This window comes from Cohnella sp. OV330 (assembly GCF_900112065.1).
In the GTDB taxonomy this organism is placed as follows: Bacteria; Bacillota; Bacilli; order Paenibacillales; family Paenibacillaceae; genus Cohnella.
Genome location: NZ_FOKE01000002.1, coordinates 776,461 through 789,670 on the forward strand (window position 1 = coordinate 776,461; position 13,210 = coordinate 789,670).

The 13,210-nt window shown below is 49.5% G+C and carries 10 protein-coding genes and 2 pseudogenes; 5 read left to right on the forward strand and 7 right to left on the reverse strand.

Going from position 1 to position 13,210, the window contains the following annotated elements:
- Positions 1-136: 136 nt before the first annotated feature.
- The gene (locus BM235_RS07150) at positions 137-1,162 is read right to left on the reverse strand and encodes a glycoside hydrolase family protein (protein WP_177244199.1); all 1,026 of its coding nucleotides are present in this window, start codon (positions 1,160-1,162) and stop codon (positions 137-139) included.
- A gap of 209 nt (positions 1,163-1,371) precedes the next feature.
- Here BM235_RS07150 and BM235_RS07155 point away from each other — a divergent pair, with 209 nt between their 5' ends.
- A complete protein-coding gene (locus BM235_RS07155; protein ID WP_090110981.1) occupies positions 1,372-2,265 on the forward strand; it encodes an AraC family transcriptional regulator in 894 nt (297 codons plus the stop codon).
- Between the two features lie 131 nt (positions 2,266-2,396).
- Here the strand turns inward: BM235_RS07155 and BM235_RS31605 are convergent, their stop codons facing one another.
- Complete coding sequence (locus BM235_RS31605) at positions 2,397-3,242, reverse strand: hypothetical protein (RefSeq protein ID WP_143106643.1); 846 nt, start codon at positions 3,240-3,242, stop codon at positions 2,397-2,399.
- Positions 3,243-3,450: 208 nt separating this feature from the next.
- Complete coding sequence (locus tag BM235_RS07165) at positions 3,451-4,032, reverse strand: dienelactone hydrolase family protein (protein ID WP_090110985.1); 582 nt, start codon at positions 4,030-4,032, stop codon at positions 3,451-3,453.
- Between the two features lie 248 nt (positions 4,033-4,280).
- Between BM235_RS07165 and BM235_RS07170 the strand changes: the two are divergent.
- Positions 4,281-4,761: pseudogene (locus BM235_RS07170) on the forward strand (catalase); the annotation flags it as partial.
- Positions 4,762-4,968: 207 nt separating this feature from the next.
- Here the strand turns inward: BM235_RS07170 and BM235_RS07175 are convergent.
- A complete protein-coding gene (locus tag BM235_RS07175) occupies positions 4,969-5,406 on the reverse strand; it encodes a Dps family protein (protein ID WP_090110987.1) in 438 nt (145 codons plus the stop codon).
- Between the two features lie 202 nt (positions 5,407-5,608).
- Here BM235_RS07175 and BM235_RS07180 point away from each other — a divergent pair, with 202 nt between their 5' ends.
- Complete coding sequence (locus BM235_RS07180; RefSeq protein WP_090110989.1) at positions 5,609-6,448, forward strand: alpha/beta fold hydrolase; 840 nt, start codon at positions 5,609-5,611, stop codon at positions 6,446-6,448.
- A 108-nt stretch (positions 6,449-6,556) separates the two neighbouring features.
- Here BM235_RS07180 and BM235_RS07185 read toward each other — a convergent pair whose 3' ends face one another.
- The 3 genes from BM235_RS07185 to BM235_RS07195 form a co-directional block, all read right to left on the reverse strand.
- A complete protein-coding gene (locus BM235_RS07185) occupies positions 6,557-8,116 on the reverse strand; it encodes a response regulator (protein ID WP_090110991.1) in 1,560 nt (519 codons plus the stop codon).
- Positions 8,109-9,854, reverse strand: a complete 1,746-nt coding sequence (locus tag BM235_RS07190; RefSeq protein ID WP_255374117.1) for a sensor histidine kinase — start codon at positions 9,852-9,854, stop codon at positions 8,109-8,111. Before BM235_RS07190 ends, BM235_RS07185 begins: the two co-directional genes overlap by 8 nt.
- Before the next feature lie 192 nt (positions 9,855-10,046).
- Positions 10,047-11,744 (reverse strand): type 2 periplasmic-binding domain-containing protein, encoded by a 1,698-nt coding sequence (locus BM235_RS07195; RefSeq protein WP_255374118.1) that lies wholly within the window; start codon positions 11,742-11,744, stop codon positions 10,047-10,049.
- Positions 11,745-12,000: 256 nt separating this feature from the next.
- Here BM235_RS07195 and BM235_RS32300 point away from each other — a divergent pair, with 256 nt between their 5' ends.
- Both BM235_RS32300 and BM235_RS07205 read left to right on the forward strand, forming a co-directional pair.
- On the forward strand, positions 12,001-12,297 hold the full coding sequence (locus tag BM235_RS32300) for a transposase (RefSeq protein ID WP_090110997.1): 297 nt from the start codon (positions 12,001-12,003) through the stop codon (positions 12,295-12,297).
- Between the two features lie 14 nt (positions 12,298-12,311).
- Positions 12,312-13,175, forward strand: a pseudogene (locus BM235_RS07205) (IS3 family transposase); the annotation flags it as partial.
- Between the last annotated feature and the right edge of the window lie 35 nt (positions 13,176-13,210).

Consider the following 13,210-nt stretch of genomic DNA (forward strand, 5'->3'; position numbering starts at 1 on the left):
CCTCATTATAGGTGTCGAACCAGATCGGGAAGTATGGAAAATTGTGAGCTCGGCATGGACAATCTTCAGATTTTAAAAAAAGCGCTCAAAACCCACACTAAATATTGGATGCCATTCCTATAACCGCGCGGCGTTCCTATGTTTGCAACGGGATGACCATATTCCACGTATTGCTGCCGCTGAACTCCCCTTCCCCATCCGCGGTCGCCGCAATCAGATGCGTCGGACGCCCGTCTTGAAACAGCAGGAATGGCCGCTCAAAATTGCCCATCGTAACTGTCTTGCCGTCATCCCATAAGACCCGTCTGGAATACGACTTGGCCTCGCTCGAGATTGACCAGTGCAGACCGTCGATCGATACGGCGGCTATGCCGCCGTGACGCTCGCCGCCGATCCGACCGTCCATATCCTTTGCTATCATGCGGTATCCGTCGGCCGTTCGCCAGATAAAAGGGTCTTCCAAATGAACCTCGGATGGGTCGAAAATCGGTTCATCGGCCATCGGTCGATACGGTCCCTCCGGACGTTCCGCCCAGGCCGCGCCGAGAAACATATCGCTATACCGATGTCCTTCGTATCGCCTCGACTTGTAGATGAGGAGCACGGAACCGTCCTCATTGATGCATGGCGCGGGATTTGAGGTCAGGTAGCTGTCGAACCTGCCGGGACGCACGCCCAGAATCGGCGAGTCCAACCGTCGCCACGGTCCTTTAACGCTTGATGCAGTCGCCAGTCCAATCCGCTTGTTGGAGCGGGCCACGACGACCTCCGGACGAGAAAGCGTGAGATTATCGTCGGGATTGATGTCCGCGAACGGATGCGTCGTGCCCATATAGTAAAGCAGGTACTGATCTTGAAACTTGACGATATGCGGGTTGTGCGTACATCGTCCGTCCCAATATTCCGCGCCTCTGGCCGGCAGCACGATCTCCTGAAACGCATAGGGTCCTTCCGGCGTGTCGGAGACCGCCCGCACGATTTCCGATTGAACGAGCCAACCGGGGTGCATCGGCAGCGTCTTGGGCCACCTTGAAGCGAACATATGATATCTGCCATCCTCTCCCTGCGCGACGGATCCGCACCAGACCCAGTATCCCTCCATGGCAAAACCGCCGCCGCGCGGGGCTGCCTTCAACCGGTCGATTAAGTTTAATTCATCCATTTGAAAATACGCCTTCCCTTCGTCTACTTGTGCCGGTTCGTTTTCTTATTTTCCATCGAACAAAGACTGTTGTATTTAGCCGCGATTCCGGGCCTTGCAAGGAATTCCGGCAAATCTGTCGCATAGGGACGTACAATCTGCGTTGACAGGCTAAAAACGCAAGTTTACCCTTAACTCATATACTTACTGACAAGACAGGTGACCCCCTTATGACACCAAAGACAGACTATTCTATAATGCTCTCTATGAAGCCGTCGATCAGAGCCGCCCATTATCACCGATATTCAGGCACGCCAAAAGAACAAAACAGGAAGGGCTATTGTTTCGCCTTCCATCTGATCGATAAAGGAGAAGGAGCAGCCGTGATCGGCGAGCGCTCCTACCCGCTCCAAAAGGGAACGCTGTTGTTCATCCCGCCCGGCGTCACTCACTCATTCCGTCAATCTGTTGATCAGCCGATCTCCGCGTACGATCTCTACTGCGATCCGTATATCCCTATCCCGACGCATGTTCATCTCAGCTTCAATCCGCCTTCGGATTACCGACCCGAACTGCTGACTTCAGTCGCTGAAGGATTCGATCCAACGCCCTTGTCCGGCATCGCTTCGCTATCGCAATATCCCGAGCTGATTCAGACCTTCAAACAAATCATTCGTCTAAACCGGACCGATATCGAGTACAAGTCGGAAATCGTCAACAGCCTGCTCTACAGTTGGCTTCTCCAATGGGCGAATCTAAAGGCGGCCGAAAACATGCCGGATTTCCGCATCCAGCGTATTATCGATCTGATGGAACAATACCCCGGCATCAATCCGCCTTATGAGCAATGGCTCGAGCTCTGTAAGCTTCGAAAATCGCAATTTTACAGCCTGTTCAAGAAAATGACCGGCTTGACGCCGAAGGAATGCTTCATGAGAATTAAGATGGAGCGAGCACACTCGCTGCTTCAAGACAACGATCGGACCGTGACGTCCATCGCCGAACAACTCGGTTTTTCGACGATCCATTACTTTTCAAAACAGTTTTCGAAATATTACGGCGTATCCCCTTCTCAGCTTAGAAGAAGTTCACGCCTGAACCCTCCGGCGCATCGCTTCTACTAGACACCTAAACAACGACAAGAAAAGGCGATCTTATAAATAAAAAAGTCGCATCCAATGCGACTTAAATGGTGAGTATTTTTTGACCATAGGTATTCTTGAGTTTCTATGCAACCCATTAGTCTAATTGTGGTTTAGTTACTTCCATGCAAATAGTCATCATATGAATTAAATCCAATCCAAAATTGTTGAATAAGTGCTTTAGACTCCTCTACTTTCTGTTTGCCTTTCTTGTATGTCGCATTATCTATCTTGCTTTTGGAAATAGCTTGGCTGATAAGGGTGTACCCTTCCAACTGCAAGGAAGAAGCCTTTATGTAGGACTTATGATAAGCACTTATTTCTTTATTGTTGACCTTAACCTTTTTAAGTTCTGTCAGGAATTTTGTGGCGTTTGGAACAATCAATTTTGTAAATGATTCTGCCGCCTGCTTCCTATTTTTGGTTGTGACTGTGTTGTATTGTTCATAGGTCAAAAGTGCTTTTGTATAATATGGATGAATTTTGTCTAATTGCGCGTTGTAACTGTTAAGATCCTTCAAGTCATTATTAAGCTTTTCAAGCTGGGGATCCATAGGCGGGCCTTCAGCGGGTAAATCGGCAGCTCCGAACTCAGTCCCGTTCCCTACTGCGAAATCGAACAGTACAGGGAAATAACCATCTGCTTCGAGAATGACTGATACTGGTCCATCTGATACTGCTTTTACTCCAAATTGAGATCCAGAGTGTTTCACTGTCGCGATATCAGTATTACTCGTTCTTGCAGTTAGTTGGTCATAGCTAACCTTTTTTGTGTCACACTTTGCTTGGATAACGGCCGTGTTTTTGGCGATGGATGTGCTCACATGAATCCGCGTCTTGTCCACCGTAAATGTGCATACATCCTTGAGTTTCGGCTGTGAGACCGCTATAGCTCCGGAAGATAAAAATACAGTTGAAAATAATACCGCGGCAACAATAATAGATGCTAACTTTTTCAATTTCCCATACCCCCAAAAATAAAGCAACAAATAGCACTTATTCACATCAATACTATATTACTATACTAAATAAGTACAATTCTAATATGAGATTACAATGCAATTATTAATCCTCTGAAGTACTGCCTTATTTGCATCTGGTCTAGAAGACCACCTGGCTCGTGTAGCGGCTGACGATGGCCATGCGCGGCCCCCCTTTCTTTTTCGCTCATTCATCCAATTGGCGGAGGAATCCGCGTACGCGTTGGAGCAGCAACGCCGCAGCATCGGCGTCGTACGACGGCAAACTGCTGTCCGCGAAGTAGTGTTGATCGCCCGGGTACAGAAAGAGATCGGCATGGTTCGCCGATGCCACGAGCTCGCGTGCAGCCTCAATGTCTCCTTCGCCTACGAAAAAGGGATCCGCGTCCATGCCGTGAATTTGCACCGGCAGATCCGCCGGCCAGTGAGATCCGAACATCCGGGTCGGAACGCAGGCGTAAAAGAGCAACGCACCGCGGGCGCCTTCGCGAGTCTGGGCGAGCTTCTGGGCCGCCACCACACCGAGCGAAAACCCCGCATATACGATTTCCCTCGGAAGTTCACTGGCCGCACGCGTACCTCGCTCCACGATCGCTTCGAACCCAATCGCTCCGACATAGGCCATGCCGTCCTCGATCGTGTTAAACAAGCGCCCGTCGAAAAGATCGGGAATGTGTACGGTGTGACCCGCCCTTCTAAGCTCGTCGGCGAAGGCGTGAATTCCCTTTGTCGGACCCAGCGCATGGTGAAGCATAAGAACCTCGGCCATTTCTCTTCACTCTCCTCCCGCGTCAAAGTCGCTTCCATTGATCGATGATTTCCACCGGCAGTATCCAGCGGTCGGCGTTATTGAACTCGGCGAAATCCCATCCAAGCTTATTATACGTGCGCTGAAGATGAACGGACAATTCAACAAAAGGTTGTAGCAGAGATATAAGCGATTGCTATGTCAAACATAGATAGGACCCTATTGATGGAAGCCTAAAATCGAGAATAAGATATTCCTGCACGCCCTAAATAGGTGTAAGTAAATCGGGAGATAACCAGAATTCTATGACCGCTGGCTCTCGAGGCCCAACACTCATTCAAGACGTCCATCTTCTTGAAAAGCTTGCTCATTTCAATCGCGAACGAGTCCCTGAACGTGTTGTGCATGCCAAAGGTGCCGGTGCACACGCCTGTCTTCTTCATACGGGATGCCATTAAATTTCCGGATTTCATCCATACGCAGAAACGACACCCTCGAACTCATCTTAAAAACCCAAACGCAGTATGGGATTTTTGGTCTTTGTCTCCCGAGTCCTTGCATCAAGTATCCATTTTGATGTCTGATCGCGGTATCCCTGCTACGCTCCGTCATATGCATGGATATGGAAGTCATACGTTTAAGTGGGTCAATGCGGATGGACAAGGGGAATGGGTTAAGTATCATTTCAAAACCGAACAGGGAGTAAAAAATCTGGATGTCGAGCTAGCTGCCAAATTGGCCGGTGAAAATCGACCCGGAATGGGGAATTGCGGTCGCCGAAGGGCTTGGTTTAAAAGTTACAGAGTTGGCTTTATAACGGTATCTTATTGAAAAAAGAGCAGTTATTCACAGCTAATCATAGCCTGTGCAGCTGCTCTTTTTTTTGTTGCGTTATCGAAAGCTCCAATCAAATCGCAGCTTGATCGAGAAATGTTAACCTGCATGCTCTTTAATGGATTACCCCAAGAACGATTTCAGCATCCATACATGCTTTTCGAGCGAGTAGTGAATCGCCAAAAGCATATCCCCGGTTGTCTCGTCGCCCTCGCGGTTAGCGATATTCATTCCTTCTTTAAGCTCGCTCACAATCGTTCCAAAATCGGCTACGAGCGTGCGAACCATCTCCATAGCGCTCTCGTTACCCACTGCATCTTTTACCGTTGCGGTTTCCATAATTCCATTCATAGTCGCTACTGGGCTGCCGCCTAATGCCAGCAGCCGCTCGGCAAGATTGTCCACATGAAGCCCGGCTTCCGTATATAGTTCTTCAAACTTCACATGTAAAGTGAAGAACTGTTGACCCTTGACGTACCAGTGATAGTTATGGAGTTTGGTGAACAATAGACTCCAGTTCGCGATCTGCGTGTTTAGCACTTCCATAAGCTTTTCAGACATAAAAAGGCTCCTTTTCAATTTAGCTTCATTTGGCAGGACCCACTATAACATACCGAATAATCGCTGTATACGTGGTTTTCCAACTATAAGATAAAGCTATAAGAGGCATAGAGAGATTGATATTGATCGTGCAAACGACTGTTTATACAATGGTGTTACATCTCATCCCTACCAAAATCCTAATGGAAGCGAAGTGTGAAGCATGGCTAAAATATTAGTCGGAGAAGAAAATGGGCACCCTATTCAGTTGTATTTTGAAGATCTTGGCGCAGGCAAGCCTGTAATTTTGGTCCATGGTTGGCCACTGAGCGGGCGTTCGTGGGAGGGTCAAGTTCCGGCGCTCATCGATGCAGGTTACCGCGTGATTACTTATGACCGCCGCGGATTCGGACAATCCTCCCAACCGTGGAACGGTTACGACTATGATACGTTTGCGGCGGATCTCCATACGCTTATCGAACAACTGGATCTGAAGGACGTGACGCTGGTCGGATTTTCGATGGGTGGCGGGGAGGTAGCCCGTTACATTGGCACATACGGAACAAGCCGCGTCAAAAAGGCGGTGTTGGCTGCCGCGGTTCCGCCGTTCTTTTATAAATCTGCCGAGCATCCGGAAGGCGGTCTGGATGAAGCCACCATTCAGGGCTTCCAGGACGGTTTGAAAAAAGACCGCGTCGCCTTCCTTGACGGCTTCACGCGCAATTTCTTTAAAGCAGGGGATCGAACCGACCTGGTCAGCGAGTCGTTCCGTGCTTACAACCTTGATATTGCTTCTAATGCTTCGCCAAAGGGGACGCTGGATTGCATCGATGCCTTCGGCCGGACGGATTTCCGTGGCGATTTGGCGAAGTTCGATATCCCGTTGCTCGTTATCCACGGCGATTCCGATGCGATCGTGGCGCTTGAGGTGAGCGGTCAACTTTCCCATGAAGCTGTTCCAGGCAGTCAACTCGTCGTCATTGAAGGTGGACCGCATGGTTTGAATGCGACTCACCCTGAACAATTCAATGCCGCTCTGATTCAGTTCCTGAATACGAAATGAAGGAACAACGAATGAGCGCTTGATGAAAAGGCGTGAACGGCGACCCATAAGAAGGACACTTTGAAAAAGGTGGCTCTCTTATGGGTCAGTTATGTAGAGAACAGTTCATCATGGGGTTTCAAACAGCCTTCGCTGGCTTCGGAATTCCAGCGCCGTGATGCCTTCGGTGTCCTTGAATATTCTCGTAAAATGCTTGACGTTTTCGAATCCAACCTGATTACTGATCTCGTACACCTTCAAATCGGAGCGCACCAGCAGCTCCTTCGCCTTGTCCAGCCTTAACCGGCGAACATAGTTCGAGAAGCTCTCGCCGCTATATTCTTGGAAGGCATGGCTAAAATACGAGTAATTAAGCGAGAAATGGTTGGACACGACCGCCATGTTCAAATCGTCCGCATAATGCGTCTGCAAATAGGCGACAACTTTTTGCATCGTATTTTGATCCGCCGGCGCTTGCTCTCTTCGATCTTGGATGAACCGATCCAGACGATCGAGAAGCTGCTCGACGGCAATGTAATACTCTTCAAATCGATCGAAGTTCCCGATGTGACCGACTTGGGCGTACGTCCCTAACAAGCCGAGCACTTTATACCCGTAGATGCGGAACAACTTGTCGAACAGCTCCTCGTTAAGCAGCTGGCTAATACGTTCCAGATAGCCGATCTCACAGCTGCAAATAACGCGAATATCGAGGATTTGATCGAGAAGCTGCTTGATTTCATCCCCGCGTCCCATTCCGATGAGATTCAACAATCGTTGAATTAATTCTACCGGAACGACATGCCGCTCGTTGCGTTCGCTTATGCTGGCGTAGTCCAGCACATCGCGTTCTGGAATCACGATTCTATATTTCAAAGTTTGCTTCGCTTGGCTGTATGCCCACCTTATTCGCTCTATCCCTTGAACGGACTCGCTAATCGCGATTCGCAGCCGCGACTCATATCCACGCAGCCTCCACCGTTCCGCCGCCCGGTAGAACATAACCGGATCGCGTGCGATCATAATCGTTCCGCCTTCTCCATCGCGCGTGAGTATCCAATCCATATGCTCTTGTAAAAGCTCAGCGATTTGATTTCTGAAAGAGGCAGCATCCGTACTGCCAGTCTGCGATCCTGCACCGCGTCGCGCAAACAAGCCCAGCGTATATCCAGCATCCAACCAGCTAAAGCCGGCTTGCTTCAGCTTGTTCTGTGTTATCGCATCATCCACATCCTTTTGGGTCAAATGCTGGGTAACGATCTCGGCAGCAACAAGGCTGGCCTCTTCGCCCGCTTTATCTGCTCGCTCTTCTCTTATTCTAATGTCCCGCATCAATCGCTCAAGGACGGCAAATAGTTCCTCCCGCATCACAGGCTTCACGAGATAATCCTTCACGGCATAGCGAATCGCCTTCTGCGCATACAGGAATTGATTATACCCGGAGAGCAGCACAATCTCGGGCCTTACGGGATGCTCTTGCAGTTGCTCGAGCAGTTCGATCCCATCCATAATCGGCATGCGGATATCCGTGAACATCATATCCGCAGGCTCCTGGCTAAGCAGCTTCAACGCCTCTTGTCCATTCTCGGCAAACCGGTAGTTGAACTGATTGGGAAACTGCCTCTCGATCAACGATTGCAAACCTCTCCGAATAATCTTCTCGTCGTCGACGATGAGCAAGCTAATCATCGATGTATAATCCCCCTCTCATGACCCGATAGGGCAAAGTCATGATGATGCGCGTATAGCTTCCTTCCTCGCTCTCGATCTGAATCCCATATTCGGTCCCATAGCTCATCACTAAGCGTTGGTCTACATTACGAAGTCCGATTCCGTTGCTGTCCTGGTTATTTTTGCGGACGAATAATTGCCGGGCATCCTGGTAAGCGGACTCTTCCATTCGCAGCATTCGATTCAATAAGCCCAGCTTCTCTTCCGGTATGCCGCAGCCGCTGTCAGTGATCTCTATGACAGTAGCTTGATCGCGCCGGGCGGCCGAGATCGTAATGACAAGATTTCCGTCGCTGGAATGCATACGGCTCATCCCATGCTTGATTGCATTCTCGACTGCGGGCTGAAGCGACATTTTGAGCGATTCCTGCCTGAGGCATTCCGGTGCGATCGACAATCGGAGATCAAGTCTTCCATCATAACGGATGTTCATGACAGATACATAATGCTGGACATGCTGAATCTCATCGGAGAGCATCACGTGATCCCGCTTCCATTCCATCGAATACCGCATCATACCGCCTAGCGAGGTCATGATTTCCGATATCAAGTACTGCCCTTCAATCTCCGCCAGCATCTTGACGTTCTCCAGCGTATTGTAGAGGAAGTGGGAATCGATCTGGTTCTTCAGCGCCCGAAGCTCGGCTTCTTTGCCTGCCGCCTGCCTAGTTGCCTGCTCTTGAATGAGCTCGTTAATCTTCAAAATGAGCTTACGGTAATGCAAGCCCAGCTCTCCTACCTCATCGGTACCGGTGACCGGCGGCAGTTCGACGTCGAAGTTACCGCTTCTTAACTCTTCCATCGATTCTCTTAACGCCTTAAGCCTGCGCAATATCATAGCCTGCATCGAGTAAGACAGCAGTACGAGAAATGCCGCTAACAACAAAATGAGTATCATGTATCGAACTCTGGAATGGTGAATGCCTTCCATCGTGTCCGCAAGACTAACCATATTGACCAGATGTACGTCGATCGTCGGAATGTAGCTCTGAATCGCCAAGTAGGACCGCCCATCAACCTTGAACTGTACCGTCTCGTGGTCTGTATTACTCGTCAGCTTCACGCCGTTCAGCAATTGCTCCGCGCTGTGCTGCTCGAACACGGGCGAAGCCTTCAAGCTGAATACCTGTCCGCTCCTTGCGACTACGATCAGCTGGGCGTTCGCGCTCTGCACGCTGCTGAACGTTCGAGAGAAGAAATTCGACAGCTTCATCGATATTTCCAGTATCCCGTTATGCGTTACGTTGTCCGGATACTTGAATTCCTGCAAGTACGTCATGAAGGGCTCGTCCGACGATGGTTCGGAAGGCGCACCGGTAAGGACGGCATTCTCCTGCATCTCCCACCAGGGCAAACCGCTTTGCTTCATCACCTCATCATGCCAAGGCTTGTCCTGAATACGCGATTCCTGTAGGATGACTGGCCATATCTCGTTCACATAAAGGTTGTCCGTGAACAACCGGACATTCGCGATTCGCGGATTGTTGAAAAGAAAGTATTGAAAGCTGTTGACCACATCTTTTTTAATATGAAGAACATACGCTGTATCCTGCGTTTGTTCAATTTGCAGAAAACGGTTCATTTCCCGATTGGATAAGGCAAGCTGACCGGTCCATTCCATCAGTTCCATGTTATTTTCAATGTTCGTCTTCTCGACCGCCAGCGCATTCTCGTTGTTCTTTGTCAATTCTTCCATTGCCTTGGCGGACTCTTCATTCAGCGTATACCAGGAGAATAGAACAACCGGAATGATGATAACGAACACAAAGGACAGAATCAGCTTGGCTTGAAGCGAAAATTTAAACGTAAACGCACGTCTCTCCAGTAACCAACGGATCGCTGCGATCTCCCATCACCTGCTTCACATCCTGCTGCTTCCTCTATAGAACTATGGATTGGGCGACGACATCAACTTCCGTACATTTCGTTCATAGGCTGCTTGGCGGCTAGCTAAGATGGCTTCATGCTCGGGATCCTCGGTAGTTGCGTTCATGAATTCGGCGAACAGTTGATCGAATTCAGCATCCGACTTGGACATCAGCAGCTTCGGCAGCGTCTCTGCCCAGAGCCGCGTGTTCTGGTCTTCCGCAATACCTTCCTTCGTCGTCGGGTCCGGATCGAGATTATCGAACTCGCTCATGCTGATCGTCTTGCCCTTCGTCCAATCGGCAATCTGTTTGGCAGGATCACTATCAGGCGGAGCCCATGCCAGATTCATGTTCGTATCCATGAGCATCCAGTACATATAAGAACCGCCGTATTGGCTATCGAACGCTTGACGGTCGGTGTTGAGCAGATGCTCGACCTCCGGCAGGAACTGATCTTTGCCGTCTATCGTATCGTAGGTAACGCCCTTCTTTCCTAAGTACAGATCCTTGTTCCCCTCTTCACTGAGCAAATAGCCGAGGAAGGCAATTGCCCGCTTCTTATCCTTGACGTTCTTCGAGATGAGGGTCACCGTCCAACCGGAGATGTCGTTTCCTGCAAGCGTTGGCTCATCATGCGCATCATTCGCCGGACCATCAATCGCGATATACGCCTTATTCGGGTCCTTCTGATACAAAGCTTGGTTGATCTCCGTAAAATCAGACCACTGATACAGCATGGCAAAATAGCGCCCTTGCGATATTTTTTCATCCTTTTCCAGACGTTTTTCATCAATAAAGACATCTGTCGGCATCAGCCCGTCCTCATTCGCTTGGCGGAACACCTTCAGCCATTTCAGATAGGTGGGATCGCTTCGACGGTCGTACAATTTGCCGTTTTTCTGCTGCGGAATCGCTAAGAAGTTCTGAAGATACGCTTCCAGCGAATAGTTGCCGGTCTCCGTAAATTCATGCAGGCCGATCGGAATGAGCGGCTGGCCGTCCACTTCCGGAAACTTCTCTTTCGCAGCCTTCAGCGCGCCGAGAAACCCTTCCGGCGTGCTCATATCCGGCTTCCCAAGCGCCTCATACATGTCTTTCCGAACAACAAAAGTCTGATTAGACGTAAAAAGCCGACCATATTTTCGATAATCCGCAGGGGATGAAGATGCATTCGGGTAGCCATACACATGGCCGTCAGCCTGTGTATACCAGCTAAGCTTCGCGGGGTCTGCTACTTTAAAGAAATAAGGATCATACTGATCCGCCAGCTCATTCAATGGAAGCACCATGTCTCCCTTGATCATCTTCTGCACGGCATCCTCGTACCAGCCTAACGTGATGAAGTCGGGGAGCGACCTTGCTGCCATCATCGTGTTGAGCTTCTCGCCGGCGTCGCCTGCAGGCACGATAAAGTTCAAGCTGACGCCCGTCTTCTTCGTTATATAATCGGAAACGACGTTGCCTCCCCACTTGCTGGTGAACCAATCGAAATTGATATACCAGTCAAACGTAATCGGTGACGTGTCCAGCTTCCAGGCAGGCTCATCCGGAGAAATTTTCTTTTGAGAAGCATCTGCATCCACAAGAGTGGCGTTGGCGTTCGTATGAGTATCAGCAGTGCCATTGCTCGCTGTGCCGGCGCTCCCGGAACAAGCCGCTAACGTCCAGCATATCATCAGAGTAGATAACAGCATGGCCGATGTACGTATTTTAAACATTCATTTTTCTCCTTTAAAGGTATAAATTACCATATATAAGCAGGATAATGCTTTAACATTCCCTCAATTAACTGCTAGTATAAAGGTTATCGCAAGCAAAAGGAACAACAGGGCTCACTTTTTAGCGGTCAACACGAAAAAGCGAGCAAGACAAGGAAATATTCCTTCGTCTTGGCTCGCTTTTGCAACTAGAATACAAAGTGGACACCTCTTAAGCTCATGAGATAATAAACAAAAATCACGTGAGGTGTCCTACATGGGCGAGATGCGGAAACATTACAGCGAAGCGTTCATCGAACAAACGGTAAAGTTCATTCAGGAACAGACGAAGTCGATTCCCCAGATCGCAGAGGAACTTGACATCCCCGCCGGCACGCTGAGGAAGTGGATGACCAAGCATCGTAAGTTTGAAAATGAGCCCCTCATGGATCGGGAAACGATTCGTCAGAAGGAAAAACAGATTGCTTCTCAAGAGCGTGAGATCGAAGATCTCAAGGAAGAGATCGCCATCTTAAAAAAAGCCATGCACATCTTCAGCAAAGAAAGGAACTAAGGTTCCAGTTTGTCGAAGATCACCGCTCCGAGTTTCGACTGGAGAAGATGTGCGCCGTACTGAATGTCTCTCGGAGCGGTTTTTACAAATGGATGAATGAAAAACTCAAGGAGACGAACTACCAAAAACGCCGGAGAGCGCTTCTGCTGCGTATCACTTGGATTTTTACCGACTCCTATTGCCGTTATGGCAGCCCTAAAATCACGAGGATCTTGCGCAACGAAGGCTGGATCGTCTCCGAGCGTCTGGTGGGACAGATCATGAGTGAGCATGGCCTCAGATCCTGCGTATCCAGGAAGTTTCGTGTAAACACGACGGACTCCAACCATGACCTGGCGATTGCGCCTAACGTGCTGAATCAGCAGTTTAAGACGACATTACCGAATGAAGTATGGATGGCCGACATCACCTACATCCCTTGCCGGGAAGGCCGTCTGTATCTGGCCAGCATCATGGACCTGTACACCCGCCGCATCGTCGGCTGGAAGCTCTCAGACCGCATGACGACGGACCTGGTGCTGGCTGCACTCGAACAGGCTCACGCGTCCGAGCAACCTTCCGAGAGCGTACTGCATCATTCGGACCGAGGCTCTCAGTATGCTTCCGATGCGTATCGAGGTCGTCTAGAACAACTTGGCATGCAAGCGAGCATGAGCCGCAAGGGAAATTGTTACGATAATGCCTGCATTGAATCCTTCCACAGCGTGCTGAAAAAGGAGTTTATTTACTGTACGAAATTCAGGACCAAGGCGCAGGCGCAGCAAGCGATGTTTGAGTACATTGAGCTCTTCTACAACCGTAAAAGAATTCATGGCTCTTTGGATTACCTATCTCCAGAACAATTCAGAACCCAGTTTTATAACAAGAAGGACAAGTGAGCTTAGAGAGCGTCTACTTTATTGACAGAGGTCCA